This is a genomic window from Paenarthrobacter sp. AT5 (genome assembly GCF_032764245.1).
Lineage (GTDB): Bacteria > Actinomycetota > Actinomycetes > Actinomycetales > Micrococcaceae > Arthrobacter > Arthrobacter ureafaciens.
The window spans coordinates 451,229-476,512 of sequence record NZ_CP136441.1; the positions used below are offsets into that span (position 1 = coordinate 451,229).

Sequence of the window (25,284 nt, forward strand, 5' to 3'; positions counted from 1 at the left end):
GGACTGTCTGAAATTCCGGATCATGGTCCCCGGAGACGCCGCGAGATGGCATTTGATGACAATGTTTGCGCCGAACATTGTCATCAAATGCCATCTCGGCGAGGAGTTACTTCACCCCGAGCAGTTCCTCCACGGTGCCGATGCCGAAGAACAGCAGGAATGCCGCAGCCACAGCCCACATCAAGGGGTGTACCTCGCGGGCGCGGCCCTGGAACGTGCGGATCAGGACGTAGGAGATGAAGCCTGCGCCGAGGCCGTTGGCGATCGAGTAGGTGAACGGCATGAGGGCGATGGTCAGGAACGCCGGGATGCCGACGCCCCAGTCCTGCCAGTCGATCTTGCCCACCTGCGAAACCATCATGAAGCCCACCACAACAAGGGCGGGCGCAACGGCTTCGAAGGGAACCAGGTTGATCAACGGCGTAAAGAACATGGCCACCAGGAACAGGACACCGGTGACGATCGAGGCCAGGCCGGTCCGGGCGCCTTCGCCAATGCCGGCGCCGGATTCGACGAAGATCTGGTTGGAGGACACCGAAGCTCCGCCACCCACAATCGCGCCGAGCGCATCAACCTGGAGAACGCGGTCCACATTGGGGATGTTGCCGTGCTCATCCACGGTTCCGGCCTCATTGGCCAGGCCCACCATGGTGCCCATGGCGTCGAAGAAGATGCTGAGCAGGATCACGAAGGCCAGCAGGGCGGCACCGATGAAGCCAAGGTGTTCGAAGGCGCCAAAGGGGTTGGCCTTGCCGATCAGGGAAAGGTCCGGAGCGCCCCACTCGGACACTTTGGGCGCCACGAGCGACCAGCCACGGGGGTTGATGGTGGTGCCGTCGTTGCTCGGGCCGATATGCAGGGTGAATTCAAGGATCGCAGCCAGCGCGGTGGAGACGATGATGCCGATCAGGATGGCACCGCGTACCTTGCGCACCACCAGCGCGATGGTGAGGACCAGGCCGACCGCGAACACCAGCGTCGGCCAGCCCAGGAGTTTGCCGTCCACGCCCAGGCCCAGCGGAACGGTGGTTCCGGCGGCGTCGGGGATGCGGCGCACGAAGCCGGCGTTGACCAGGCCGATCAGCGCAATGAAGAGACCGATGCCCACCACGATCGCGGTCTTGAGCGCCTCGGGGACGGCCTTGAAGACCGCGGTCCGGAACCCGGTGAGGACAAGGATCAGCATGGTCAGGCCGGAGAGGACCACCAGGCCCATCATGTCCGGCCATGTCAGGCCCGGGTGCGAGGCGACGGTGACGGCCACGAACGCGTTGACGCCCAGGCCTGTGGCTACGGCAAAGGGATGCTTGGCCCAAGCACCCATGAGGATGGTCAGGATGCCTGCCACGAAGGCCGTGGTGGCGGCGACGGCCGTGAAGCCCAGCGATGCCCCGCTCGAGTCAGCCCCCGACAGTATGAGGGGGTTCAGGACCACGATGTAGCTCATGGCAAAGAAGGTCGCGAAGCCGCCACGGATTTCCCGCGAATACGTGGATCCACGTTCGGAGATCTTGAAGTAGCGGTCGATTGCAGAACCCTGTTTAAGCATGGATGTCTCCGGGGATCGTGTGAGTGTGCTCTCAAATCCTATGCCCGCCCGTGCGGGGAGGCCTGACGATTCGCCTAGTCTGTAAGGAAGCCAACATTAGGAGAAACCGCCCCATGCGCACCATCCGCCCGCTCCTGGCCGCCGTCGTTGCTGCCCTCGCCTTCGCCTCGGCGCTGCTTTTCGGCGCCGCCCCGGCATCGGCGCACGACGCCGCAGAATCCACGAGTCCGGCCAGCGGAGCCACGGTTGCGGAAGTTCCGGCATCGGTCTCCGTCACGTTCAATAACCGGCCGCTGGCTATTGGTTCGGGCATGTCGGTGACCGCGGGCGGGGAGAACTGGGCGGACGGCGCCGTGCAAATCATCGACAACCAGGCGGTCCAAAAACTGCGCCCCGGCGCTCCGGCGGGCCAGTACACGGTGGTTTGGCGCGTCGTCAGCTCCGATTCGCACCCCATCGAGGGCACCTTTACGTTCACGGCAACAGCAGGAAGCACGACGTCGGAGGGGGCCACCGCGGGAGCCTCGCTGTCCGCGTCGGGCCAGGCAGGTTCGGGCACTGTTCCGAGCGCAGGAACTGCGGCCCCCGGAACCCCCGTCAGCGAACCGGCTCCGGACGCCTCCCAGCCGTTCCCGTGGAGCATCGTGGCGTTTGCTGCATTAGCTGTTGCGCTCGTTATTTTCCTGGCCGTTACAGCCCGTCGGAAATTGGCTGCCTCCAATGATGCCGAGGGCGATAAATCCGCGGAATGACGGGGTTTTCTACATACCTGCGAAAATCTCGAAACGGTTACTGCGACACGCTCGACGCCCACTTCTCGTTACTTAAATGTGACTTTGCCGTGATCATCGCGTACGGTAGTACCTGTGCCCGATCCGCATTCGGCGCACTTCCGGCCTGATTGCCTAGCTCTGCCGCAGGTCGGAATCCGTTCGCAGACATACCTACGGCAGAGACGGGGAACCCATTTTAGGCCGCCAATGAGCGCGCCTTGGGGTGAAGCCACGAAGCTTCCGCTGAACAGCGGTGGATAGTGGCCGGGTGACTCCCATCCGAATCCGACAGCTAACCTCGCAGGCATCGGGAGAGGCTCTTTCATGTCTTCACGCATTCTTCGCGGCCGTCGTAAGGCGGACAGCGTACGCCCCAATCCGTTCATCTCCATCTCCAAGGCAGTTGCCAGCAACGCTTCAGGCGCTGGCCGCCAGGCAGCCGTCATCGCTGCAGCTTCGGGTCTTGTCCTGACCGGTTCCATTGCTGCGCACGCTGCCGAAACTCCGGCACAGGCTCCGGTCCAGCGGGACTCCAGCCCCGCCACGGTTGCTGAAACCGTTGCCGAAACCCCCAACAAGGTTGTCACTGCCGCAGCAACGGCCACCGTCAACTTCGAGCGTCCCGCTGTTGCTTCCGTGGCAGCACCGGTCATCGAGAAGCCGGCTCCGGTTGTTGAGGCTCCCAAGAAGGCCGCAGCCAAGGCTGCTGCTCCCGCCGCTACCGCCACGGTTGCTGCTTCCGCACCTGCCGCTGCTGCTCCCGCAGCACCTGCCCCGGCACCCGCTGTTGGCGGCGTCAACGCAGCAATGGTTGCCTCGGCTTACGCCCAGATCGGTGTCATGCAGGACTGCACCGCCATGGTCGAAAAGGCCCTCGGCTCCGCAGGTATCCCGGTGGGCGACCTTGCACCCATGCAATTCATGAACTACGGCAAGGTTGTCAGTGATCCCCAGCCCGGTGACATGATCGTCCAGTCCGGCCACGTTGCCATCTACATCGGCAATGGCCAGGCCATCTCCGGTGGCATCAACGGTAACCAGACCGGCATCCACCCGATCAGCTGGCTGACCGCAACCGGCCCGCTCACGTACGTCCGCGCCGGCGCATAAGCTTCACGCTTCACAAAAAGGCCGGCACCCCGGAGGTTTTCTCCTCCCGGGGTGCCGGTTTTTTGGTTTAAGGCTTTTGGTCTAAGGCCCCTGCTCCAAGAGCCCTGTTTCCGGGCTGCCTTGGTGCCGCTGTGGGGGTTGCCGGGCTTAGGCGATCGCGAGGCCGGGCGCTGCTGGAAGTGCCACCTTCGAAGAGATGGCCTGCCCCACCGCCTTGGCCTGGCGGAGGACTTCCTTGGGGGTTGGCGTGATGAGTTCTCCCACTCCCACCAGATGCATGCCCACCGCGCGCATGGCGGCCACAAGGTTCTGACCAACGGCAATCCCCAGCTCGGCCAGCATCTTGCGTAGCTGGCTCTGCGCGCAACGCGTCACTACAACGTGGTCGGCAAGGAGAATGCCGTGCGCCGTGTGGACGGCCCATTGACGAGGGGATGCGAGGGGAGTTTCTGCAGCCGTGAGCAGGTCCAGCCGGACCGCCTTGGTGGTGTTGCGTACATCCAGGTGGTGACTGGCCGCGTAGTTCCGCAGGTGGCGGAGGATCTGGTTCCGTTCCAGCATGGAAGCGGGATCGGCTACCTCGCAGCGTTGCAGCATGCCGGTATGCACGGAAGGACCCGTCTGTGCGAGTGGGCCGAAGCCGTCCACCACGATCGAGCCCACGCCGTAGCGGCTGAGTTCGCTGGCCACGGCGAGGCCTGAGAGTCCGGCTCCGATCACCACGGTGGTGGTTCGCTCCGTGGCGGAATCAGGCATGAGTGACACTGCGTGGTTCCTCCTTGACGTACGTGCCCAAAGGCAGGATTGGACGCTTCCGGTTCCCCCAAACGGTCGCAAATAAATGGCCGGTATGTGTTCTGGAACACTCTCACCGGCCATTCGGTGACTCGAACACTACAGAACTTTTGGGGCGTTGGGTAGCCTTCCTGACAGCGTGTTATTACTTCTTCCCGGGGCGTCCCGGGAGGGCCTTGAAACCGAGCCCGGACCGTTATGCAGATAGCGGAAAAGCCGCCTTGATTCGCTATAAGCAAACGAGAATAGTTGGCATTGGACGAGGAAGTCCCGTGGCTTCCTCGTTCACGGACATTAGCGCACAACGTGAGGTGTAACACCCCTACGTTGAACCTCTGGCAGAATGGCCGGAACATCAAGCAGCAGGTGGAGAGGCGGGCCCCAAATGGACCAGCACGGTAGTCACGTTGAACATCCCCGCGGCGGTGACGCGGAAGCAGTAGCACCGGGCGGCATCGTGGTTGGAGTGGACGGCTCCGAACACGGACAATGCGCTTTGGTGTGGGCAGCGCGTGAAGCCGAACGCCGGCAACTTCCCTTGCACATCGTGACCGCTTATTCAGTGCCGATCTTCGCCGCCTCAGGGTTGGACGGCGGATACGCAACGGTGGACGACTCGATGATCCGGGAAGGCGCCGAAGCCATCGCCAAACAGGCCATGGAGAAGGTTTCCGGCTACAACATCGACGTTGACGCCTCGGTGGAGAACGGGGATGCCGCCGGTGTCCTGCTGGATCTCTCCGCGGAAGCCGCCCTCTTGGTTTCGGGCAGCCGCGGACGCGGTGGATTCGTCGGCCGTCTGCTGGGCTCCGTCAGCAGCGCGCTGCCGGCCCATGCGAAGTGCCCCACAGTGACGGTGCCGTTGTATTGCGCCGACCGCCTGGGCCAGAGCACCGAGGACAAGCACATCAAGGCCGAACACGCGAAGGCCGGTCCCCGCACTGTGGAGAACATTGTTGTAGTTGGTGTTGACGGCTCCGAACAGGCGCGAGTGGCGGTCCTGGAGGCTGCTGAACAGGCAGAACGCATGGGCGCGAAGCTTCGGGTAGTCTGCGCTGTGCCTCAGTACAGCGGCTCGCTGGCCTGGGTGCCGGCCCCCTTGGACAGGGATGCCCTGTTCGCGGATATCAAGGTCCAACTGGATGCCGGCGTTGCCTGGCTCCGCAGCCATTTCCCGCATCTCACGGTGGAAACCCAGCTGACAGACGGCTCTCCCGTGGACGTCCTGGTGGAGGCCAGCAGGGGAGTTGAACTGGTGGTCCTGGGCACCCGTGGACGCGGCGGGTTCGCCGGAATGCTCCTCGGTTCAACCTCGGACGGCGTGCTGCACCACGCCAAGGGACCGGTCATGGTGGTCCCGGATCGCGAAGACTCCAGGCTTGCGGACAGGCCCAAGTTCGGCCCCATGCTGGGCAACGACTAGGACCTGACGCTTCACGGCGGCATGGACGGTGAAGCGGCGGAAGGGCCGCAGCAGGGCGGGCAAACCGGGAAGGCTTCAACAGCCGGGTACGGTTTCATCCTTCCGTTGGACCGGATTCGTTCAGGCATGCTGGCGGAGGTTGGCGGCAAGGCCGCCAACCTTGGTGAAATGGCCACCGCCGGTTTGCCGGTGCCGCCCGGATTTTGCCTGACGACGGCGGCCTACCGCCGGGCGCTTGACGGCGCAGCGTTGGGTGAGGTGCTGGCTGCCCTGGACGGGACCGACGTCGTTGATTCCTCCCTTGACGAACTCGCCTCCCTTGACGAACTCGCCGTCCGTGCCCGCTCGGTAGTGCTGGCTGCCGGTGTTCCTCCAGAGGTGGCCGAAGAAGTCCGCACGGCGTACAACAGGCTGGGCCCGGATGTCCCGGTTGCTGTCCGGTCCTCGGCCACGGCGGAAGACCTGCCTTTTGCGAGCTTTGCCGGCCAGCAGGACACTTTCCTGAATGTGGTTGGCGTGGATGCCGTGCTGGACGCAGTGAGCCGGTGCTGGGCTTCCCTGTGGACTGACCGGGCGGCGAGTTACAGGACTGCACACGGGATCCGGCATTCGACGGTGGCGCTCGCCGTTGTAGTGCAGCAGATGATCGACGCCGCCACCGCCGGCGTCATGTTCACGGCCAACCCGCTGACCGGGCGTCGGCAGGAGGCGGTCATCGATGCGAGTCCCGGCCTGGGCGAAGCAGTGGTCTCCGGCGCGGTGAATCCCGACCAGTACGTGGTGGATATCCGGAGCCTGCAGATCCTGACGCGCACCATCGGTGACCGTAGAGTCGAGATCCGGCCCCTGCCCGGTGGCGGGACTGAACGGGTTGAACACTCCGGACAGCTTGGAAAGACCGGGCTTGACGCTGCGGCGATCGGGACTGACGGCGAAGTTTCGCGGGTGGAACCTTGCCTCACGGACCACCAGATCCGGGCGCTCGCGGCCTTGGGCGACCGCGTGGAACAACACTACGCAGCTCCGCAGGACACCGAGTGGGCCATGGACCGGGACGGGAAGCTGTGGTTGACGCAGGCGCGGCCCATCACCACCCTGTACCCGCGACCAACAAGGACACCGTCTTCCGAGGGCGAGCATGCGTTCTTGAACTTCAGCCTGGCCCAGGGCCTCACCCGGCCCCTGACGCCCATGGGGCTGGCGGGAATCAGGCTGATTGCTTCCTGCGTCGCCCGCCGGGCCGGCTTTGACGTGCCGGACCCGCGCACGGGCCCTTCGCCGTACTACGAGGCTGGCCAGCGGATCTTCTTCGACATCACTTCAGTGCTTCGGAGCAGGGTGGGCAGGGCCCTTGCGCCCAGGATTTTCGACATTATGGAGGCCCGGTCCGCCGCTTTGATCCGGCGCCTCAGCGAAGACCCCCGGTTCGCCATGACCAACAAGACTCCTTTCAAGCTGATCCGCCATGTGGCTCCTGTTGCAGCGAGATACCGGGTGCCGGAAACGGTCCTTCGGGGTCTGTTCAGGCCCGCAGCGGCCATGAGGCAACTGGATAAGGTCAGCCAAGACTTGAAGGACGCCTTCGATCTTCCCGTCTCCGCCACGAGCCATCAGAGGTTGCAGCATGTGGAGCGAATCCTCGGAGAGCGGATTTTTGCCACAGTTCCCCAGGTCCTGCCCCTTCCGGCACTTGGCTTTGCCCTGCTGGCACTGGTCCGGAAATTGCTGGGTCCCGACGTTTCCTACGACGAACTTCAAACAGTTATTCGTGGCCTGCCCCATAACGTCACCACCGAGATGGACCTTGCGCTCTGGGAGTTGGCGAGCAAGATCGGACAGGACCCGGAAGCAGTTGAGTTCTTCGTTTCCCGTGGCGCCGCAGAACTGGCGGAGGCCTACAAGGCAGGTGGGCTTCCGGCACGTCCGCAAGCCGGTCTTGAGAGGTTCCTTGCCGAATACGGGGACCGGGCCGTCGCGGAGATAGACATCGGGATGCCGCGCTGGTCGGAGGAACCCACCCACATTCTTGGAGTTCTTGGGAACTACTTGCGGCTTGGGCAGGGCGGCGGTGCTCCCGGGGCCGGAGGTTCTCCACGGCAGCCGGAACCCACGCCGCAACCCGACCCGCCCCGGCAGTTTGAAAATGCCGCCACCGAAGCCGAAGACCAGGTTGCACGCCTGGTGGCCCGTGGCAGGACCAAGAGCGCCCTTCACGCCGCGGTGATCCGCTTCGCCCTCGATCGCACGCGCCGCTACGCGGGCCTGCGGGAATTGCCCAAATACAACCTGGTCCTTGGTCTGGCCGAGGTGCGGAGGCACATGGTGCGGATCGGCCGGGAACTGGCAGAAGCAGGGCGTTTGGACGAGGCCGATGACGTCTTCTTCCTGGACTTCGAGGACGTGGAACTCGCCTTGGCCGGAACCCGCTTCCAGCCGGTGGTGGCGGAACGCCGCCAGGATTACGACCGTGAGCTGCAGCGCCGCCACATCCCGCGGATGCTGCTCTCGGACGGAACAGAACCCGAAGCCGTGGTGGATCCCGGAGCCAAAGAGCCAGCGGCCAACGCGTCCGCGGGAGTACTCACCGGCAGTGCGGCATCGACCGGGACAGTGACGGGGCTGGCGAGGGTGGTCATGGACCCGGTAGGAGCCCACCTGGAGCCCGGCGAAATCCTGGTGGCGCCTTCAACCGATCCGGGCTGGACGCCGCTCTTCCTGACGGCAGGAGGCCTGGTCATGGAAATGGGCGGTCCCAACTCGCACGGGGCCGTGGTTGCGCGCGAGTACGGGATTCCCGCCGTCGTGGGCGTCCCCGATGCCACCGTGCGGATCGCAACCGGCCAGCGCATCACGGTAGACGGCGCCTCCGGAACGGTAACGCCCGCCTGAACAGGCACTTCAAAGCCCGGCACGGCACAGCGAATGCAGCTATGCGTGCTGGTGGGATTCGTGCTCCGAGTGGCTCACCGGTTCAAGCTGGAAGGTGCAGTGCTCGGTATCGAAATGACTCCCCAGGCAGGACCCCAGTTGGTCAAGGATGCTGTCCGCGCCGGCGGCGTTGAGAAGTTCGTCTTCCACCACCACGTGGGCCGAGAACACCGGCACTCCCGAGGTAATGGTCCAAATATGGATGTCGTGGGCCTCCACCACTCCGTCCACGGCCAGGATGTGCTCGCGGATCATGTTGACGTCCACTCCCTTGGGGGTGGCTTCAAGCAGCACGTCCACTACGTCGCGGAGGAGGTGCCAGGCGCGGGGGATGATCATGACCGCGATCAGCATGGAGGCGATGGGGTCCGCAGCGCTGAAGCCCGTGGTCATGATGACGACGGCGGCCACAATGACGGCGATCGAGCCGAGGAGGTCGCCCAGGACTTCCAGGTAGGCGCCGCGTACGTTGAGGCTTTCCTTCTGCGCGCCTTGGAGGATCAACAGTGAGACGAGGTTGGCTGCGGCACCCAGAATTGCGGCCCACAGCATGATGTCGGTGTGGATCTCCGGGGTTTCGCCGAACCTGCGGATGGCCTCGATCATGATCACCACCGCGATGACAATCAGGACCAGGGCATTGGCCAGGGCGGCAAGCACTTCGGCCCGTTGGTAGCCGTAGGTGCGTTGATCGCTGGCGGGGCGCGTCGCGATCCAGGCCGCCATGAGCGCGATGAACACGCCGGCGGCATCGGAGAGCATGTGTCCGGCGTCGGCCAGCAGCGCAAGGGAACCGGAGATAATGGCGCCGACCACCTGGATACCCACCACGCCCAGGGTGATGCCCAGGACGGCTATGAGTCTCTTGCGATGCCTGCCGGTTGCAGTGAGTCCGTGCGAGTGGTTGTGGTCGTGCCCCATGCTTCTAAGGCTAGCCCCAGCCGAGTTCGTGCAGGCGGTCGTCGTCGATGCCGAAGTGGTGGGCGATCTCGTGTACCACCGTGATGGCCACTTCCTCGATGACTTCGTCGCGGGTGGTGCAGATGTCCAGGATGGGCTGGCGGAAGATGGTGATGCGGTCCGGGAGCGACCCCGCCTCCCACCATGAATCGCGTTCCGTCAGCGGGACGCCCTCGTAGAGGCCCAGCAGTACCGTGTCCGGGTCTTCGCCGGGGCGCGGAACGTAGGTGTCCTCAATGAAGACGGCCACGTTGTCCATGGCGCTGGCTGCCTTGGGCGGGATCATGTGCAAAGCATCTTCGACGGCGGCCTCGAACTCCTCCGGCGTCATCCGGAAGGGGGCGGCCCGGCCCCGCAACGGGGACGAAGGAAGGTCGCCGTCAGGGATGATAGGCAGGCCTGGAGGAAGATTTGCGGGCATGTTCCGACTGTAACGCCCGCGTGCGGCATTGACGCGGGGTGTGATGAGAGTTACTGTTTTCGAGGCCCGGTTATGCGTATAACTGAACCCCTGAATCAAGCCGGAGCCGCACGACAGACAGGCTTCCATGACCCGGCCCGGCACCAGCGGCAAGTCCGGCCCCACGATGCACCACGTGGCGGCCGCTGCGGGCGTTTCCCAAGCCACGGTATCGCTGGTCCTCAACGACGTGGGGGGAGCCAGGGTCTCGGAGGAAACCCGGCGGCGCGTCCATCAGGCCGCCAAGGAGCTGGGGTACCGCACCAACGCCCACGCGAAGGTTCTCCGCGAAGGCGTTGCTGAAATGATCGGTTTCGTGGGGGACCACGTGGCCACCGCACCTTTTGCCGGGAAGATCATCGAAGGCGCACAAGCCCGGGCATGGGAGGCCGGGATGTTGCTGCTCACGGTGAACACGGGCGGAGACCGCGGGCTGGAGGCTGCGTCCCTCGAAGCCATGCTCTCGCACAAAGTGGCCGGGGTGGTCTACGCCTCGATGTATCACCGGAAGGTGGATGTTCCGGACGTCCTGGGTGAGCTGCCCGCCGTCGTGCTTAACGCGCAGGACCGCAGCGGCGCCTTCGCGAGCATCGCGCCGTCGGAGGTGCTCGGCGGGTACACCGCCACCCGGACCCTCATCCGGGCAGGGCACCGAAGGATCGGTTTCATCAACATCGGTGCGGTGGAGGACGGACTGCCTGCCGTCGTCGGGCGGCTTGAAGGCTACCGGAAGGCGCTCGCAGAGGCGGGTATTGCGTTCGACGGCGGACTGCACCTCGCGGGGGACGGCGACGAAGCCGGCGGTTACCGGAGGACGCTTGAGCTGATGGCCGGGGATCGCCCGCCCACAGCGATTTTCTGCGGTAATGACCGCACGGCGTGGGGCGCCTACCAGGCGCTGGCGTCGAAAGGGCTGGCCGTTCCGGATGACGTGTCCGTGGTCGGCTTCGACAACCAGGAGTCACTCGCACCCCATCTGCGGCCAGGCCTGACTACCTTGGAACTGCCCTTCATTGACATGGGAAGGCGTGCCGTGGAGTTGATCCTTGCCGGTACGCCAACCCCGGGCCACACTGAATTGTTCGAATGTCCCCTTGTTGAACGTCATTCCGTGGCCGCACCTCCACACCTCCCCAACCAACGAACAGGAACCGCATGACCGCCACTCCCTCCCTCGCACCCGAACCCCTCGACGTCGTCGTGGTGGGTGAGGCGCTGATCGACATCGTGCAGTCTCCGGATGGGCAGATCGAGTATCCGGGCGGTTCACCTGCCAATGTGGCCTACGGCCTGGGGCGCCTGGACATCAAAGCCGGCCTGTTGACGGCGATCGGACGCGACGACCGCGGTGACGCCATCACCGAACACCTCCAGAGCGCGGGGGTGGTTCTGCTTCCCGGTTCCAGGTCGTTGGGGAAGACGGCCACGGCTACGGCGCAGATCGGCGACGACGGGTCCGCTGAGTACACCTTCGACATTGACTGGTCCTTGCCTCCCGTGGTGCTCCCTTACGCGCCCAGGATCCTGCACACCGGTTCCATCGCCACGTTCCTGCAGCCGGGAGCAAGCGTCGTGCGCGGCATGCTTGAACAGGCGCAGGGCGGATGCATGGTCACCTACGACCCCAACATCCGCCGCGACCTCCTGGGCAGCCACCACGAGGCCCTCTCCCTCTTTGAGGAACTGGTGCCGTTGACCGACGTCGTCAAGATGAGTGAAGACGATGCCCGCTGGCTGTATCCGGGCAAGGACCTGGCGGAAACGGCCCGCCACCTGCTGTCCCTGGGGACCGTGCTGGCCGTGGTGACGCAGGGGGCGAACGGATCCCTCATGGCCACGCGGGAGACCCAGCTGAATGTCCCGGCCATCCCGTCCACGGTGGCCGACACGATCGGAGCGGGGGATTCATACATGTCCGCGCTGATCCTGGGGCTGCTCCTTCGGGGAAGCGATGGCTTGGCTCCGACAGTGCTGGAGAGGATCGGCACCACCGCCTCCATGGCGGCATCCATCACTGTGGGCCGCTCCGGGGCGAACCCGCCCACCCACCGGGAACTGCTGGCCGGAATGGCCCGCTGACTTTTCGCTGAAACCTAACCTTTGGCTGCGCGCGTCCTCGACTTGGACGCGCGCAGTACTGCTGTGCGCTCCGCCTTGGGGGTCCTGCGGGTCAGCGCTACGCCGAGCAGGCACACCACGCCGCCCAGCAAACCCCAGATCGTGGGCACTTCCTGCAGGACGGCCCAGGAAATAAGAATGGTGGTTCCCGGGACGAGGTAAGTCGTGGCGGCCATCTTTCCGGCAGGAATCAAGGACAGCGCGTAAGCCCATGTGGTGAAGGCAATCGCCGTCGGGAAAACGCCGAGGTAGACCAGGCCCAACGTGGCTGCTATCGGCGCCAACTGAATTTCGCTGATGAGCTGGCCTGTCCAGGGCAGGCAGCACACGGCGCCAACCATGATGCCGAACCAGGTGGCCTGCCCCGCGGTAAACGTGCGCAGGACGGGTTTCTGCAGGATGGCGCTGACAGACGCGAGCACAGCGGCCAGCAGGCACAACAACACGCCGGCCACGTCCGCCGTCGACCGTTGCCCGGAGCCCAACGCGATCATCGCAACCCCGCCAAAGGCCACCGCGCTGCCGATCAGCAACCAGCGCGGAAAGCCTTCCTTCAGGATGAAGCCGGCCATGACCGCTATCAGGATCGGTGAGACGTTGATCAGCATGGCGCTGGTACCGGCGTCGAGCATGTGCTCGGCGGCGTTCAGCGCCACGTTGTAGCCGGCGAACCACATCACCCCGTAGGCTGCGATAGGCAGCCACTGGCGGCCTTTCGGCCACACCTTCAGCGTCGGCAGCACCACCAGTCCAAGCACGACGGCGGCAACGGCCAAGCGTCCCAACGTCAAGGAGCCGGGGGAGAAGCTGGGGCCGACCGCCCGGATGCCGACGAAAGCCGAAGCCCACAGGACTACGGTGACCACGACGGCGGCTATGCCGGCTTTGCTGATGGTTGCCGCGGCGACCGGCGCGGGGATGCTGCGCTCCTGGTCGCCGGAGGGCTGACCGGATCCGGCCGGGGTGGGGGTTGTCATAGGGCAAATCTAGCGCGGCATCCGACCGTGGGGCTGGCGGATTTCGGACGCGTCAGGGCAAAAAACTGCCAATGTCCTGTGCGCTGTTTTTGGACGTGTCCGAGGTCACGCTCCTCTCGATTTTGGATTATCGCCATCCATGCTCTAAGGTTTTAGAGTCCAGTTCGGACGAGCGAGAGCGGAAAAGAACGCATAAAGCGTTGTCTTCTGCTGCGAGTTCGAATTGAGTTCAGGCCCCCATCGTCTAGCGGCCTAGGACACCGCCCTTTCACGGCGGCGGCACGGGTTCGAATCCCGTTGGGGGTACGCAAGGCAAGTGGTAAATCGGACTAAAAAAGTCTGGTAAGCTGGAAGCCTTGAAAAAAACGCGGTAGAGATACTGCAAAGCGCGGTAGAGATACCGCAAAGCAAGGCCCTGTAGCGCAGTTGGTTAGCGCGCCGCCCTGTCACGGCGGAGGTCGCGGGTTCAAGTCCCGTCAGGGTCGCTCTGAGCGCCGGAAGGAATTCCGGTTCTCAAGGTGACATGTCACCTAGGCTCTGTAGCTCAGTTGGTAGAGCGTTCGACTGAAAATCGAAAGGTCACCGGATCGACGCCGGTCGGAGCCACCAGCTAAACCCCGCATTTCCAGTCGTCAGGACTTTGGAAATAGCGGGGTTTTTGCGTTGGGGAATTTCGTTGCCGCATTGGCCCTATGTCTTATGGGCTACGGCAGCGGCGGTCCCGGCCTTTTGTTCCGGTGGCCGGGCGCCGCCGTCGAGCATTTCCCAGTCAGTTGTCCGCCGGTAACCCGCAGCCTGTCAGCGGAAGGCGGGAATGCCGGTCAGCTTGTTGCCGAGAATGAGGGTGTGCACTTCGTCGGTGCCCTCGTAAGTGCGGACCGACTCCAGGTTGTTCGCGTGCCGCAGCGGTGAGTAGTCCAAGGTAATGCCGTTGCCGCCAAGGATGGTCCGGGCCTCGCGGGCGATCTTGATGGCTTCGCGGCAGTTGTTGAGCTTGCCCACGGAGATCTGGTCGATCTGCAAGGTTCCGGCGTCCTTCTTCCGGCCAAGGTGCAGCGCGAGCAGGAAGCCCTTGTTGATTTCCAGCGCCATGTCCACCAGCTTCTGCTGCGTGAGCTGGTAGCCCGCAAGGGGCTTGTCGAACTGCAAGCGCTCCTGTGAATAGGCCAGGGCGGCCTCGAAAGAATCACGGGCCGCGCCCATGGCACCCCAAATGATCCCGTAGCGTGCTTCGTTAAGGCAGCTGAAAGGACCCTTCAACCCCACCACGTTCGGCAGCACCGCGGACTCGGGCAGGCGCACGTCCACCAGATCGATGTCGCATTGGATGGAGGCGCGCATGGACAGCTTCGGCTCGATCGGCGTCGCGGTAAAGCCCGGGGTGGACGTGGGAACCACGAACCCCCTGATGCCTTCTTCGGTCTGGGCCCAGATAACAGCAACCTGGGCTACCGATGCCAGGCCGATCCAGCGCTTGGAGCCGTTAAGGACCCAGTCGTTTCCGTCGCGACGCGCAAAGGTCTTCATGCCGCTGGGGTCGGAGCCGGCGGTGGGCTCGGTCAGTCCGAAGCAGCCGATTGCTTCGCCCTTGGCCATGGCGGGCAGCCACTCCTGCTTCTGCTCTTCGGAACCGTGCTTGTAGATGGCACTCATGGCCAGCGAGCCCTGCACTGAGACGAAGGTCCGTAGGCCGGAGTCGCCGGCCTCGAGTTCGGCGCCTGCCAATCCGTAATCGACCGCGGAGCCCCCGGCGCAGCCGTAGCCCTGCAAATGCATTCCCAACAGGCCCAGCCGACCGAGTTCCGGAACTATCTCCAACGGGAAAGTGGCCGATTCGTACCATTGCGCAATGTTCGGCCTGATGTCCGCGTCCACGAAGGCGCGCACTCTGTCCCGCAGCTTCCGTTCTTCCGGGGTGAGCAAGGAATCGAAGTCAATCAGATCGCTGATGCTGTTCATGCGGAACCTCTCGTGTTCGGGGAAATGGAAGTGAAGGTGCTGCCTTGGTGTTCACCAAGGGTGGGCGGTGCCTGCCGGTACGTGGCGGGGGAAGCGGACAAACGGATGGGATTGGCCAGTTGGACTGATGAGCGGCCGGTGATTGGGTCCGTGAAGTGAACGGAAGGTTCAAGACCCAGGGAGTGACCGAGCGCCAAAGCTTCGCCGATGTCATTGACTTTGCCGGCCGGTACCCCGGCTTCGAGAAGCTTGGCCTGCCAATGAGCGGCGGAATCAGTTTCCAGTGCCTGTTCGAGGATCCTCTTTAAGGGGACGCGTGATGCCACCCGAAGTTCATTGGTGCGAAAGCGGGGGTCCTCGGTCAGGCTGTTCAACCCAAGGGCTTCAGTCAACGCACCGAACTGCCTGTTGTTGCCGACCGCGATGGCAAGCAGGCCGTCTCTGGTCCGGAAAGTTTCATAGGGGGCGATGCTTGGGTGTGCGTTGCCAATGCGGGCCGGGGAGTTCCCAGTAGCGAGCGTTGCTGTTCCCTGGTTGACGGAAGCGGCAAGAAGCGATGAGAGCAGATTGACGTGGACTTCCTGACCGTGGCCGGTGGTGTCACGGACGCGCAGTGCCATGAGGATGCCCGTCAAGGCGTTCTGTCCGGTGAGTACGTCAACCAGTGCGACGCCGGCTTTGGTCGGTTCCGTCTCGGGCGACCCGGTGATGCTCATCAGGCCGCCGAGCGCTTGGACGAGGAGGTCGTACCCGGGGAGTGCGGATCCGGCGCCCGTTCCAAACCCGGAGATGGAGCAGTACACCAGGTCGGGCCGCCCGGCGGACAAGGTCTGGTAGTCCAGCCCAAACTTGGCCATGACGCCCGGCCGGAAGTTCTCCACCACTACGTCGCATTCCGCAGTCAGTTCGCGGGCGTAAGCCAGGCCGTCGTCCGTATTAAGATCCACGACCACCGATCGCTTGTTTCGGTTGACACTGGCAAAATACGTTCCCCGTCCGTGATGGTCCACGGGCGGTACCCATGCCCGGGTGTCGTCGCCGGCCGGGCTTTCGATCTTGATGACCTCGGCGCCAAAGTCCGCCAGCATCATGGTGCACAGGGGACCTGCCAACACACGGGAGAAATCCGCGATCCGGATTCCGGCCAGCGGTTGGCTCAGGGGGGACTCGGAGGAGCTGGGGGATGCCACTTCGCATCCTTTCGCTTGTATGTTGCATGCTACTGAGGTTGCATGCAACTGTAGGGCACTTTCGGAAGGCTGTAAATACCCGTGGAGTCAGCGGGAGAATTTGGTGAGCTGCTCGAGCTGAGAGAGGTACTGGTCTGCTGACAGGCCAGGCGTCCGGGCGCAGACCCCGCTGATCAACAAGTGAGCGGTCCGGGTGACATGGTCCTGTACGGCTCCGGCTGCTGCCCGGGGATCCCTGCGCTCCAACGCGGCCAGGATGTCCTTGCGGTCACAGGCCAGGTCCTGGCTGCTTCGGGCCGACGGGATAGTGACCAGCCCATGGGCCAGCACCATATTGCGTAGTTCGCCGTCCAAGGCCAACAGGCGGGGGTTGCCCGCGAGCTCCATCAGGAACAGGTGAAAGTCCTTGTCAGCCTGTAAAGTTGCCGGCCCGTCCTCGCGGGCGGCAGCGTCAAGGATACGGCCGTGCAGGGTTCGGAAGTTGGCCAAATCTTCGTCGGTGGCCACCTCCGCCGCGCGGGCTGCCGCAGGCGGCTCGAGGATGATGCGGATTTGGAAGATCTGCACGATCTCATCCAAGGACATCTGAAGCACCCGCACACCGCGGTTCTTCTCGATGCGGACGATTCCCTCTTTTTCGAGCAATTGAAGCGCTTCCCGGACCGGCGTTCGGGAGACTCCCAGCTTCTCCGCCAATCCGATTGCCGAGAAGTGTTCTTCCGGGCCCATCTCGCCGGAAGTGATGGCTGCACGCAGCATGTTGGTGACCTGAACCGTCAGGGATTGGCCATGGTCGATCTGTTGCATGCTACTCATGCAGGCATTCTACGGTCTGGGTTCTGCGGTGCAGAGATTACGACGTCGGCACCCGGCCGGGTGCCGACGTCGCCGTCGTCAGGACTTCAGCTTCGGCTTCACGTCCTTGTTGTAGATCGATTCCAAGGATGCTTTGAGTTCCGACATGGTGGTTTTCACGTCGGCCTTCTCGTTCATGATTTTGGTCGCTGCCTTGGCCAGCTCCTGATCCCCACCCGGCAGGAAGGTGCGGGCGTAATCCTGGTTCCGGGTCTGCTTGAGCTGGTCAACAACCACCTGGAACTCCGGCGTTTGGGCGAGGATTGCCGAAACGTCCGCAGTTTGGGTAACCGGTGCGTACCCCGTGGCAGCGGACAGTTTGGCAGTATTCCCGGCATTGGTGACGTGGGCGATGAACATGGCGGCTGCGAGTTGACGCTCAGGGGTGGATTTGTTGGCAATGACCAGCCCGGACCCGCCGGTTGGTGATACTGGAGACTTGCTGACGTCTCCGCCGGGGAGGACGCCCACACCGATGCGCATGGCGGACTCCTTCGAGGCTTTCATGACGGTGGCGAGGTCGGCCGAGGAACTGATCGTTGCGCTGACCGCGCCGGCCTGGAGGTCGGTGAGGGCATTCTTGGAGGAAACGCCTGCCCATGAGTCCTTGATGATGGAATCCTGCACCCACTGCATGGCAGCGACTGATTCCTCGGAGTCGGCAGTGATTTCCCACTCCTTGGACCACGCACCTCCGCGTCCCCACAGGAGGTTCTGGAGTGTCCAGCCCGCGTACCCCGCAATCGCAGGGTACTGGTAGGCATTCTGGTAGCCGGACGCGGAAGCGTTGGCGGCTTTGATCTTCGGTGCCCACTCCGCGAATTCTTCCCAGGTAGCCGGAGCCCCTTCGGGTACCCCGGCTGCCTTGAAATGGTCCTTGTTGAAATAGAAGAGCGGAGTGGAGCGGGCGTAAGGGATGGCCCATTGTTTCTGGTCGTACTCATAGTCGCTGACCAGTCCAGGGACATAACCGGAGATGTCAGTGTTGGTGGCCTTCAGAAGTTCGTTGAGGGGCAGAATCGCACCCGAGAGTGCGTACCGGAACCACCAGACGTCCGATGCGAGCAGAACATCGGGGACGTCGTTGCCTGCTTGCGAGGTCTGGAACTTCTGGGCAACCTCTTCATAGTTCGCCCCACCGGTAACGAGGTTCACTGTGATTCCGGGGTTTTCTTTTTGGAATGACTCGATCAGCAGCAGCTCCGTATCCCGGGACTTGCCCGGGTGGCTGGACATGTAGCTGATGCTGCTGGCCGGCTTGATGGTAGACCAGTCCACCGCCACGGCTTTGGTGTCCGGACCGCCGCCATCCGTTGAGGGGCCGGCGCAAGCTCCCAATGCCAGGGTGCCGAGGCCCGCGCCGGCTACGGTGAGAAACTGCTTGCGGGTGAATGTAGTGGACATGACGATAGGTGCCTTTCATTGGGTGCTGAAAAGTTGATGGCAAGTTCGAACGGAGCGTTAGCCGGTTACAGAGCCCTGCGTCAGGCCGGACACTATGTACCTCTGGAGCGCAGCGAAGACGATCAGGATCGGCAGCAGGACGATCACCGAGCCGGCCATGAGCATGCCCCAGTTCTGGGTGCTTCCTTCGCTGTTGACGAGCTGCGTCAGCCCCACTGGCAGTGTCATCATGTCCGGGTGGTCAGTGACGATCAGCGGCCAGATGTACTCATTCCACTCGGCCACGATCGTGACCAGCGCGACCGTGGCGATGCTGGGCATCGAGACTGGAACCACGATCTTCCAGAGCTTGCGCCAATGCCCGGCCCCGTCGATTTCCGCAGACTCCAGAATGGCCGGCGGGAGTGTAAGGAAGTGCTGGCGCAGCAGGAATGTGCCAAAGGCTGTGCCCAGGGAGGGAACAATGATTCCCCAGTAAGTATTCAGTCCGCCCATGCCGGCGATCAGGACGTAGTTGGGCAGCACGGCTACCTGCGGCGGAACCATCAATGCGACCAGGATCAGGAGAAAGATCACCCTCTTGAAGGGGAAGCGGATGAAGACCAGCGCGTAGGCGGTGAAGATGGCCAGTACACACTTCACCGTTGAGCCGATTGCCGTCACGATCACGCTGTTGAGGAAGAACCTCGGAAAGGGAACGGTGGACGTGGCCTCCGCATAGTTTTGGAAGCTTGGCTCTTTTGGGAGGAGAGCCAGTTCGGTGGTGACAATTTCTTCCGGTGCCTTCAACGACGAGAGCATCATCCACAGGAGAGGAACGAATACCACAAGGGTGGCGAGGGCGAGTGGTACGTAACCAGTGGCAATCGTCCGGCCAAGGTTCCGCCAGGACAAAGGCTTTGCATCGGCTGGAAGGGGCTGAACGGGAGTAGTGCTCATGAGTAGTGAACCTTTCGTTCCACGAACCGGAGTTGCACAGCCGTCATGACCAGCAGACCTGCGAACAGGACCACCGAAATGGCCGCGGAGTAGCCTGCCCGGTTATATGACCCGAAGGCTTGGAGATAGGAATCGAAGATGAGCGTGCTGGTGCCATTGCCCGATGGCGTCATGATCCGGATGATGTCGAACGCCTGAAGCGAGCTCAGCAGGGATGTAATCAGCAGGAAGAACGTAGTGGGAGAAAGCAGGGGCACCACGATCGTCCAGAACCGGCGCAGGCTCGAGGCCCCATCCAGGGCGGCCGCTTCCATCAGCTGGGGCGGGATGGACTGCAACCCGGCCAGGTAAACGACGGCGCAGTAGCCCAGGTTTTTCCAGACGTAAACGATGATGACCATCGTCAGCGCCAGCTTGGGGTCGTTGACCCACTGAGGACTCGCCTGCCCCACGGAGCGGAGGAGCCAGGACAATGCTCCGTAGGTCGGATCGAAAATGAAGAGCCAAACCAATCCGACCCCGACGCCCGAAAGGACATAGGGGGCAAAGACAACTGCCCGGGCGAAGGTCCTGCCCTTCAGCTTTTGATTCAAGACGAGCGCCACCACCAGGCCGAGCGCCATGGCGCCACCTACCGTCGTGGCGGTGAATACTGCCGTGGTTCCCAGGACGTTTGCGGCATCAGCCGATGAGAAGAACTCGACGTAGTTCGCAAACCCCACGTTTGTGGCGGTTGCTGCTCCCAGCGTCCAGTCCAGGGTGGAGTAATAGAAATTCGTGAGCAGGGGTCTGTAAGTGAAGAGGAGGATCAGGGCTACGTTGGGTGCGGCGAACAGGATAAAGAACCATGCGTCCCGGCGTGTGCGTCTGTTCCACCGGCTGTTCCGCTTGAGGCCGGGCGGTTCTCCGCGTCCACCGGACGGGCTTCGCATGCCGGGGTTGCTTGGCTCCCGGGCAGTCTCCGGACGATTGGTGCCTACAGCGCTCACCACAGACCTCTGACTTCTTAGTCATGTTGTCTGGGGGCAACGCTCATCGTGGCTGATCGGGTCTTTGGGCGGTTGACCTGACAATCTGCCTTACTTCTGCTGCTAACCTACCGCCCAGACTGTCCCAACGCAATAGCTCGGAAGTGCCGCTTGCGTGACTTGTGCTAACGTCCTTACAAATATCCTGCACTGCCCGATCGGGCGGCCCGAGCGAGAGTTCCAGACCTCCGCTCAGAATGGACCGGCAATGCCGGAAAGCTTGAGGACTTTGTTCATGGTCTTCGGTGTCCCCGCCCCAGGGATCCCGAGCTGACCATGGGCTGTTGGGGACTCCCAAGCGCAGAACTGGAACTGGAGCAACGGCTTGATCTTTGATGGGGATACGCAATGGTGGCAGATGTGTGTGGCGCTCGCGGTGGCGTTGGTTCTATCCACGGCTATCGGGTTTGAACGCCAAAGCAAGAATAAATCGGCCGGAATGCGGACCCACGCAATGGTCGGTCTGGGTGCTGCCCTCTTCATGGTGGTCAGCAAATATGGTTTTAGCGATGTCTTGATGGCTGACCTTGTCAGGCTGGACCCGTCGAGGTTGGCGGCCCAGGTCGTTTCCGGCATCGGTTTCATCGGGGCCGGGCTCGTGTTCGTCCGGAGGAACCAAGTACGAGGCCTCACCACCGCGGCCTCGATTTGGATTACGGCCGCCGTGGGGACGTCGGCCGGCGCCGGATTGGCGCTTCCCGCGGTCTTCGTAACGGCCGCCCATTTCCTCATCGTTTATGCCTACCCGGTTCTATCGGCCAAGTTGCGCTCCGGACTCCCGCAGCAGTGGGTCCTCCGAGTGACTTACGACGACGGCGTTGGGGCTTTGCGGGACGTCCTCACCACGTGCACGGAGGAAGGGTTCCGCGTCCAGGGTTTTGCGACCATCAGGGCCTCCGACGAAACGAAACGCGTGGTGGAAAGACTAATGAAGCATGAGGACGCCTCGACCACCGGGTCCATTGAGATCGAACTGGAGATCGAAGGCACCATGGCCGCGTCGAACGTCGTCAGCAGGCTTTCGCAACTCGCAGCGGTCACCGAGGTGTCCATCGTCGATGACGCCGAGTAGCTGCAACCTTCAACCCACACAAGGAATCACTTCATGATAGAAATCCAGGGCCACAGGGGTGTCCTTGCAACGCACCACGGGAACACCTTGGCCAGCTTCGTCGAGGCGCTGACGCTTGGCGTCGACGCCATCGAAGTGGACATCTGGCTTACTTCTGATCGCCAACTGGCGCTCCGTCACGACGCCGTCGTCAATGGACGCGATATTCGTGATGGCCGACTTCGGGAGGCTGCCGTGGAAATGCTGCCCGAAGCCGTGCATCGCATCGGCGCTGAGGCAAGGACTCCCACGTTGGAAGAGCTCTTGGCGCTGATGCGTTTCGCAGGCGCGGACGACGTTGTCCTGGACATAGAGGTCAAAACCGATCGAGCGAAGGGGCGGGAATACAGCCATTCGATCGTGTGGTGGCTGGCCAACATCCTGAGGGTTCACGAGTCCGGGCAGGCGCTTCGTGTGCGCAGCTTCGATCCCCTCGTCATCAAGGCCATGGGGGAGGAGATTCCCAGTGTTCCCAGGGTGGCGCTGTGCCGCTACCCTGTGGTTCCGGACCCGGGCCTGTACCCGTCCGACACTTACGCGCTGATCGAAGCTGCGCTCGCCGCCGGGGCAGAGGCAGTGGCCCCCGAGGTCAACCTCCTGGACGAAAAGCTCGTGGCTCAGGCGCACGCTGCCGGGCTGAAGGTATACCCGTGGACTTTGGTCACGGCGGAGCAGATTGCGAACGCAGTCAGTCTGGGTGTGGACGGAGTATGCGTCAACGATGTTGCCTTGGCCCGGACCACCTTCGCGGGCTTGGGGCGGGAGGTCCCTGTTCCCAGGCCCATAAGCCTGCCCATGCTGCGGTGATGCGAAGTCCGGTGGTCAGCCTTCACATTCCGTGCAGTAATACTGTCCGCCCTTTTCGCGTGCGATCTGCGACCGGTGGTGAACCAGGAAGCAGGAGGAACACGTGAATTCGTCCTCCTGAGGCGGAACGACGGCGACTACCAGCTCCTCGGCGATGAACTCGCCTGCCGGTGTGCTTGAGTCCGGCTCATCGCTTTCTTCCACCTCAAGGACGGCAGTCATTGCTGTGGGGGCGCTTGCTGTCTGCAAGGCTTCCAGCGACTGTTCCTGGGCTTCTTTGACCTCCGGGCGAAGGTCGTCGTAATCCGTTGCCATGGCTGCGCTCCTTCACGAAGTATGGGTGAGCCGATGCGGCCCCGGTGTCCCATTGTAAGCATGCTTATGAATTGTGCAACCTCATTTGTCTCTTGGCTGTGCCGTTGCGACCTTCTTTGATGCCGCAGTGTGCGGTTTTCCGTCGATTTGGGTGGGTTTTGCCGTCGATGTGGGTGGTGGCGGTGCGGCTGTGTTTCTGGTGCCCGGGTTGGTGGTTTTAGTCGTTGGTGCCGGGGCAGCCCCAGGAGTGGGGGTTTTGTTCGCAGGTGTCGGCGACGAGTGCTGTTTCGGTTTTCCAGACGTGGATGGTTTGGGGTGTGGTGGTGAGGTTGAGGGTTCCGTTGATGGGTAGGGGTGGGCCGTTGTTGACGGTGTAGGTGCCGGTGTAGGTGGTGGTGAGTGTTGCGGGGTAGTTGCCGGTGGTGGTGTAGGTGTGGCTGGTTTGGGTGGTGGTGGTGAGCCATTGGGTGTCGGGGATGGGGTGGCCGGTGGTGGGTGTGGGTCCGAGGGTTTGGCCGTCGCCGTAGGTGTAGGTGTAGGTGGTGGGGGTGGCTGTGAGGTGGACGTTTTGTCCGAGGATGGTGAGGTTGAAGGTTTGGGGTGTGGTGGTGGCGTAGAAGTTGGTGGGTGCCCCGATGAGGGTGTTGGGGAAGGGTTGGGTTGTGAGGGTTCCGGGGTTGAGGGGTAGTTGGCGGAAGTCGGTGAGGATGCGGGCTGCGATGTCGTCGAGGATGTTGTGGGGTTCGGGGCCGTAGAGGCAGGTGGGGCCGGTGACGGGGATCCAGTCGGTCCAGCCGGGGTTGGTGATGGCTTTGGGGGCTTCTTTCCAGATCACGGGTGTGCCGGTGGCGCCGTTGGGTGATGGTGGGCAGGCGAGGGTGAGGCAGCCGGGGTCCACGGTGTCTGGCCCGTCGGCGCGGCAGTGGGTATCGGCCATGTACTGGTTCGGGTCCTCGGATGCAGCAGCGGCTCCGTTTCCGCTGGAAAGCTGAGACGCCAACTGGCCGGTTTCAGGGTCAATAGTGAAGTGGGCAGCTACCTCCACCCCACCGTTTCCACTGTTGTTGGAAGCCCAGATGTCATCTGCTTTTGCATGCGCACCTGATAACAGCAGGGAGCAGACCGCAAATGCGCCGATGGCAGCAACCCGCTGCATAGCCATGCAGGACGATTTATGAAAGGAGGCCAAGGTCCACCGCGATCCATGCACCGTTGACGTGATTGGCAATCAGCACAAACGCGTCATTGCTCTTTTCGTCTGACTCTCTGCCTTTGGTTCCGTCTGCGTTGTAGTAGTCAATCGACTCTTGGATCACCTGCACCTTGGACCACTGGGTCCCACCCGACTCTTGCCATTGGACCTCGACGGAGGGAATGCTGATCCTGCCACCTACGAGCCAGCGGTTACGAACGTATCCGTCCTCGCCGGATTCCCTAAGCCGCATGCATAGCCTGCAGTCAGGTGTGAAGAGCGGAAGCCAGCCGGACATGTCGCCTGTTTCGTCCACGTACGACAGCTGCGCGTACCAGTACCGGATAAACGCCTCCAGCCCCTCCTTCGAGTTCTCCTTCGCCAGCTCAGGCATGACGGGCACGGGTACGTTCTCGGCCTTGCCTTTCGCGTCAGCCGGCTTGTACTCGCCTGCGGAAGGAGCGCCAGCTGCCCCGGACTCAGACGCTCCGGGCACAGGGGCACCGGTCGCTGTCGCGCTGGAGGCGGGTTCCGCCGTCGTCGTGTTTGGTGGGGAGGGCGTGCCGCCTTGGCAGCCCGTCAGCAACAGCGCCGCAGCCAGACCAAGGCCGGCGCCGCGAAGGCGGGCAGGGGTGAACGAATCGGTTGGGCGGTATGGCATGCGGAATCCCCCGGAAGCAGGTTGGCGTAGTGTCGGCCAGTCTAGGCAGCAGCCCCCGATGGAATCACGGCGAAATTTCCCATATGTGGATAACTCGGACTCTGTTCAGGGCGGGGCGTCGGGCGCAGTCTTGCCCTCGCCTGCTCGTCATCGCAATAGTCCAAACGGGGTGCATCATGGCCGCAACGAGCCGTTCAAGAAAGTCCACGCTGGCGGGGATTCTGGTGGCAGCGGCCATGGCGCTCGGGGCGTGCGCCATCCCCTTACCCCTTCCGCAGGGAACTCCTGCGGCCGCGGAGTCTGCCGCGTCCAGTCCGGCGCCGGCGGCTGACCTGCCCTCTGCCGCGCCCTCTGCTGTGCCCTCTGCGGAGGCCAGTGCTGCCGGCCCCGGGGTAGACGGGAACTACGGCCAGTTCTCGTCGTTGGCCGAGGCATGCCTGGCAGTCAGCGCCACCATGCTCAGCGTGACGCTCCTGCCGTTGGCGGCACTCGCGGGTGGAAATCCCGATGACTTGCAGAAGGCCCGGCAGAAATTGTCCCAATTGGAGGACAAGGTGCCCGGGGAATTGAAGCCGGCATTTGAAAAGCTGCGTGATTACACGGAATCTGCAGGTAGTGATTTCAGCAAATTCGGGGAGCCGGAATTCGAGGAGCTTTTGAAGCCGATCGAGCACTGGATGGACAAGAACTGCAAGTAGAGGCGCCGCGCACATACTTCTCTCACAAAGCG

The 25,284-nt window shown here is 63.1% G+C and carries 23 protein-coding genes, 3 tRNA genes and 1 riboswitch; of the genes, 12 read left to right on the forward strand and 14 right to left on the reverse strand.

What is annotated here, in order from left to right:
• Window positions 1–106: 106 nt before the first annotated feature.
• Window positions 107–1,549: an NCS2 family permease gene (locus RI444_RS02190; protein WP_021471139.1), complete on the reverse strand. Its 1,443-nt coding sequence runs from the start codon at window positions 1,547–1,549 to the stop codon at window positions 107–109.
• A 113-nt stretch (window positions 1,550–1,662) separates the two neighbouring features.
• Here RI444_RS02190 and RI444_RS02195 point away from each other — a divergent pair, with 113 nt between their 5' ends.
• Window positions 1,663–2,301 (forward strand): copper resistance protein CopC, encoded by a 639-nt coding sequence (locus RI444_RS02195; protein WP_207605189.1) that lies wholly within the window; start codon window positions 1,663–1,665, stop codon window positions 2,299–2,301.
• A gap of 179 nt (window positions 2,302–2,480) precedes the next feature.
• Window positions 2,481–2,643: riboswitch (cyclic di-AMP (ydaO/yuaA leader) on the forward strand.
• Between the two features lie 3 nt (window positions 2,644–2,646).
• A complete protein-coding gene (locus tag RI444_RS02200; RefSeq protein WP_021471137.1) occupies window positions 2,647–3,432 on the forward strand; it encodes an NlpC/P60 family protein in 786 nt (261 codons plus the stop codon).
• A 147-nt stretch (window positions 3,433–3,579) separates the two neighbouring features.
• On the opposite strand, the gene RI444_RS02205 is transcribed toward RI444_RS02200, so the two are convergent.
• The gene (locus RI444_RS02205; RefSeq protein WP_021471136.1) at window positions 3,580–4,188 is read right to left on the reverse strand and encodes an FAD-dependent monooxygenase; all 609 of its coding nucleotides are present in this window, start codon (window positions 4,186–4,188) and stop codon (window positions 3,580–3,582) included.
• A 424-nt stretch (window positions 4,189–4,612) separates the two neighbouring features.
• Here RI444_RS02205 and RI444_RS02210 point away from each other — a divergent pair, with 424 nt between their 5' ends.
• Both RI444_RS02210 and RI444_RS02215 read left to right on the forward strand, forming a co-directional pair.
• Entirely contained in the window at window positions 4,613–5,650 is a 1,038-nt protein-coding gene (locus RI444_RS02210) for a universal stress protein (RefSeq protein WP_062094812.1), read from the forward strand.
• A gap of 21 nt (window positions 5,651–5,671) precedes the next feature.
• Window positions 5,672–8,539: a PEP/pyruvate-binding domain-containing protein gene (locus tag RI444_RS02215; RefSeq protein WP_207605188.1), complete on the forward strand. Its 2,868-nt coding sequence runs from the start codon at window positions 5,672–5,674 to the stop codon at window positions 8,537–8,539.
• Window positions 8,540–8,578: 39 nt separating this feature from the next.
• Here the strand turns inward: RI444_RS02215 and RI444_RS02220 are convergent, their stop codons facing one another.
• Together RI444_RS02220 and RI444_RS02225 are read right to left on the reverse strand one after the other, a co-directional pair.
• Window positions 8,579–9,499, reverse strand: a complete 921-nt coding sequence (locus RI444_RS02220) for a cation diffusion facilitator family transporter (RefSeq protein ID WP_062094816.1) — start codon at window positions 9,497–9,499, stop codon at window positions 8,579–8,581.
• A gap of 10 nt (window positions 9,500–9,509) precedes the next feature.
• Entirely contained in the window at window positions 9,510–9,959 is a 450-nt protein-coding gene (locus tag RI444_RS02225) for a metallopeptidase family protein (protein WP_021471132.1), read from the reverse strand.
• Between the two features lie 127 nt (window positions 9,960–10,086).
• Here RI444_RS02225 and RI444_RS02230 point away from each other — a divergent pair, with 127 nt between their 5' ends.
• Together RI444_RS02230 and RI444_RS02235 are read left to right on the forward strand one after the other, a co-directional pair.
• Complete coding sequence (locus tag RI444_RS02230) at window positions 10,087–11,157, forward strand: LacI family DNA-binding transcriptional regulator (RefSeq protein WP_242703157.1); 1,071 nt, start codon at window positions 10,087–10,089, stop codon at window positions 11,155–11,157.
• Window positions 11,154–12,077 (forward strand): carbohydrate kinase family protein, encoded by a 924-nt coding sequence (locus tag RI444_RS02235; protein ID WP_069696083.1) that lies wholly within the window; start codon window positions 11,154–11,156, stop codon window positions 12,075–12,077. Before RI444_RS02230 ends, RI444_RS02235 begins: the two co-directional genes overlap by 4 nt.
• Window positions 12,078–12,091: 14 nt before the next feature.
• Here RI444_RS02235 and RI444_RS02240 read toward each other — a convergent pair whose 3' ends face one another.
• Window positions 12,092–13,093: a DMT family transporter gene (locus RI444_RS02240; RefSeq protein WP_207605187.1), complete on the reverse strand. Its 1,002-nt coding sequence runs from the start codon at window positions 13,091–13,093 to the stop codon at window positions 12,092–12,094.
• Between the two features lie 233 nt (window positions 13,094–13,326).
• On the opposite strand from RI444_RS02240, the gene RI444_RS02245 reads away from it, so the two are divergent.
• The 3 genes from RI444_RS02245 (at window position 13,327) to RI444_RS02255 (ending at window position 13,702) form a co-directional block, all read left to right on the forward strand.
• Window positions 13,327–13,399: transfer RNA gene (locus tag RI444_RS02245), tRNA-Glu, on the forward strand.
• 105 nt (window positions 13,400–13,504) lie between these two features.
• Window positions 13,505–13,578 (forward strand) — tRNA-Asp (locus RI444_RS02250).
• Window positions 13,579–13,626: 48 nt separating this feature from the next.
• Window positions 13,627–13,702, forward strand: a tRNA-Phe gene (locus RI444_RS02255).
• 189 nt (window positions 13,703–13,891) lie between these two features.
• Here RI444_RS02255 and RI444_RS02260 read toward each other — a convergent pair.
• The 6 genes from RI444_RS02260 to RI444_RS02285 all read right to left on the reverse strand — a co-directional run bounded on the left by RI444_RS02260 (window position 13,892) and on the right by RI444_RS02285 (window position 20,372).
• On the reverse strand, window positions 13,892–15,052 hold the full coding sequence (locus RI444_RS02260) for an acyl-CoA dehydrogenase family protein (protein WP_021471128.1): 1,161 nt from the start codon (window positions 15,050–15,052) through the stop codon (window positions 13,892–13,894).
• On the reverse strand, window positions 15,049–16,242 hold the full coding sequence (locus RI444_RS02265) for a CaiB/BaiF CoA transferase family protein (protein WP_410510795.1): 1,194 nt from the start codon (window positions 16,240–16,242) through the stop codon (window positions 15,049–15,051). Before RI444_RS02265 ends, RI444_RS02260 begins: the two co-directional genes overlap by 4 nt.
• Window positions 16,243–16,329: 87 nt before the next feature.
• The gene (locus RI444_RS02270; RefSeq protein ID WP_207605186.1) at window positions 16,330–17,058 is read right to left on the reverse strand and encodes a GntR family transcriptional regulator; all 729 of its coding nucleotides are present in this window, start codon (window positions 17,056–17,058) and stop codon (window positions 16,330–16,332) included.
• Between the two features lie 78 nt (window positions 17,059–17,136).
• Window positions 17,137–18,501 carry an ABC transporter substrate-binding protein gene (locus tag RI444_RS02275; protein ID WP_207605185.1) on the reverse strand — a complete coding sequence of 455 codons (1,365 nt, stop codon included), beginning with the start codon at window positions 18,499–18,501 and terminating at the stop codon, window positions 17,137–17,139.
• Window positions 18,502–18,558: 57 nt separating this feature from the next.
• Window positions 18,559–19,440 (reverse strand): carbohydrate ABC transporter permease, encoded by an 882-nt coding sequence (locus RI444_RS02280; protein WP_021471124.1) that lies wholly within the window; start codon window positions 19,438–19,440, stop codon window positions 18,559–18,561.
• Entirely contained in the window at window positions 19,437–20,372 is a 936-nt protein-coding gene (locus tag RI444_RS02285) for a carbohydrate ABC transporter permease (RefSeq protein ID WP_021471123.1), read from the reverse strand. The genes RI444_RS02280 and RI444_RS02285 overlap by 4 nt, the downstream gene beginning before the upstream one ends.
• A 454-nt stretch (window positions 20,373–20,826) precedes the next feature.
• On the opposite strand from RI444_RS02285, the gene RI444_RS02290 reads away from it, so the two are divergent.
• Together RI444_RS02290 and RI444_RS02295 are read left to right on the forward strand one after the other, a co-directional pair.
• Entirely contained in the window at window positions 20,827–21,540 is a 714-nt protein-coding gene (locus RI444_RS02290) for an MgtC/SapB family protein (RefSeq protein WP_062098959.1), read from the forward strand.
• A gap of 33 nt (window positions 21,541–21,573) precedes the next feature.
• The gene (locus RI444_RS02295) at window positions 21,574–22,386 is read left to right on the forward strand and encodes a glycerophosphodiester phosphodiesterase (RefSeq protein WP_021471121.1); all 813 of its coding nucleotides are present in this window, start codon (window positions 21,574–21,576) and stop codon (window positions 22,384–22,386) included.
• 15 nt (window positions 22,387–22,401) lie between these two features.
• Here the strand turns inward: RI444_RS02295 and RI444_RS02300 are convergent, their stop codons facing one another.
• The 3 genes from RI444_RS02300 to RI444_RS02310 all read right to left on the reverse strand — a co-directional run bounded on the left by RI444_RS02300 (window position 22,402) and on the right by RI444_RS02310 (window position 24,554).
• Window positions 22,402–22,701, reverse strand: coding sequence for a DUF4193 domain-containing protein (locus RI444_RS02300; protein ID WP_021471120.1), 300 nt, complete (start codon window positions 22,699–22,701; stop codon window positions 22,402–22,404).
• 217 nt (window positions 22,702–22,918) lie between these two features.
• Window positions 22,919–23,863, reverse strand: a complete 945-nt coding sequence (locus RI444_RS02305) for a hypothetical protein (protein WP_242703156.1) — start codon at window positions 23,861–23,863, stop codon at window positions 22,919–22,921.
• A gap of 10 nt (window positions 23,864–23,873) precedes the next feature.
• On the reverse strand, window positions 23,874–24,554 hold the full coding sequence (locus RI444_RS02310; RefSeq protein ID WP_242703155.1) for a DUF6318 family protein: 681 nt from the start codon (window positions 24,552–24,554) through the stop codon (window positions 23,874–23,876).
• A gap of 176 nt (window positions 24,555–24,730) precedes the next feature.
• Here RI444_RS02310 and RI444_RS02315 point away from each other — a divergent pair, with 176 nt between their 5' ends.
• Window positions 24,731–25,252 carry a hypothetical protein gene (locus RI444_RS02315; RefSeq protein WP_242703154.1) on the forward strand — a complete coding sequence of 174 codons (522 nt, stop codon included), beginning with the start codon at window positions 24,731–24,733 and terminating at the stop codon, window positions 25,250–25,252.
• The last annotated feature ends 32 nt before the right edge of the window (window positions 25,253–25,284 follow it).

What these genes read in the sequence shown, in the direction of transcription:
- RI444_RS02190 (WP_021471139.1), bottom strand. Translation starts at nt 1,549, where the DNA reads ATGCTTAAACAGGGTTCTGCAATCGACCGCTACTTCAAGATCTCCGAA.
- RI444_RS02195 (WP_207605189.1), top strand. Translation starts at nt 1,663, where the DNA reads ATGCGCACCATCCGCCCGCTCCTGGCCGCCGTCGTTGCTGCCCTCGCC.
- RI444_RS02200 (WP_021471137.1), top strand. Translation starts at nt 2,647, where the DNA reads ATGTCTTCACGCATTCTTCGCGGCCGTCGTAAGGCGGACAGCGTACGC.
- RI444_RS02205 (WP_021471136.1), bottom strand. Translation starts at nt 4,188, where the DNA reads ATGCCTGATTCCGCCACGGAGCGAACCACCACCGTGGTGATCGGAGCC.
- RI444_RS02210 (WP_062094812.1), top strand. Translation starts at nt 4,613, where the DNA reads ATGGACCAGCACGGTAGTCACGTTGAACATCCCCGCGGCGGTGACGCG.
- RI444_RS02215 (WP_207605188.1), top strand. Translation starts at nt 5,672, where the DNA reads ATGGACGGTGAAGCGGCGGAAGGGCCGCAGCAGGGCGGGCAAACCGGG.
- RI444_RS02220 (WP_062094816.1), bottom strand. Translation starts at nt 9,499, where the DNA reads ATGGGGCACGACCACAACCACTCGCACGGACTCACTGCAACCGGCAGG.
- RI444_RS02225 (WP_021471132.1), bottom strand. Translation starts at nt 9,959, where the DNA reads ATGCCCGCAAATCTTCCTCCAGGCCTGCCTATCATCCCTGACGGCGAC.
- RI444_RS02230 (WP_242703157.1), top strand. Translation starts at nt 10,087, where the DNA reads ATGACCCGGCCCGGCACCAGCGGCAAGTCCGGCCCCACGATGCACCAC.
- RI444_RS02235 (WP_069696083.1), top strand. Translation starts at nt 11,154, where the DNA reads ATGACCGCCACTCCCTCCCTCGCACCCGAACCCCTCGACGTCGTCGTG.
- RI444_RS02240 (WP_207605187.1), bottom strand. Translation starts at nt 13,093, where the DNA reads ATGACAACCCCCACCCCGGCCGGATCCGGTCAGCCCTCCGGCGACCAG.
- RI444_RS02260 (WP_021471128.1), bottom strand. Translation starts at nt 15,052, where the DNA reads ATGAACAGCATCAGCGATCTGATTGACTTCGATTCCTTGCTCACCCCG.
- RI444_RS02270 (WP_207605186.1), bottom strand. Translation starts at nt 17,058, where the DNA reads ATGAGTAGCATGCAACAGATCGACCATGGCCAATCCCTGACGGTTCAG.
- RI444_RS02275 (WP_207605185.1), bottom strand. Translation starts at nt 18,501, where the DNA reads ATGTCCACTACATTCACCCGCAAGCAGTTTCTCACCGTAGCCGGCGCG.
- RI444_RS02280 (WP_021471124.1), bottom strand. Translation starts at nt 19,440, where the DNA reads ATGAGCACTACTCCCGTTCAGCCCCTTCCAGCCGATGCAAAGCCTTTG.
- RI444_RS02285 (WP_021471123.1), bottom strand. Translation starts at nt 20,372, where the DNA reads ATGCGAAGCCCGTCCGGTGGACGCGGAGAACCGCCCGGCCTCAAGCGG.
- RI444_RS02290 (WP_062098959.1), top strand. Translation starts at nt 20,827, where the DNA reads ATGTGTGTGGCGCTCGCGGTGGCGTTGGTTCTATCCACGGCTATCGGG.
- RI444_RS02295 (WP_021471121.1), top strand. Translation starts at nt 21,574, where the DNA reads ATGATAGAAATCCAGGGCCACAGGGGTGTCCTTGCAACGCACCACGGG.
- RI444_RS02300 (WP_021471120.1), bottom strand. Translation starts at nt 22,701, where the DNA reads ATGGCAACGGATTACGACGACCTTCGCCCGGAGGTCAAAGAAGCCCAG.
- RI444_RS02305 (WP_242703156.1), bottom strand. Translation starts at nt 23,863, where the DNA reads ATGGCTATGCAGCGGGTTGCTGCCATCGGCGCATTTGCGGTCTGCTCC.
- RI444_RS02310 (WP_242703155.1), bottom strand. Translation starts at nt 24,554, where the DNA reads ATGCCATACCGCCCAACCGATTCGTTCACCCCTGCCCGCCTTCGCGGC.
- RI444_RS02315 (WP_242703154.1), top strand. Translation starts at nt 24,731, where the DNA reads ATGGCCGCAACGAGCCGTTCAAGAAAGTCCACGCTGGCGGGGATTCTG.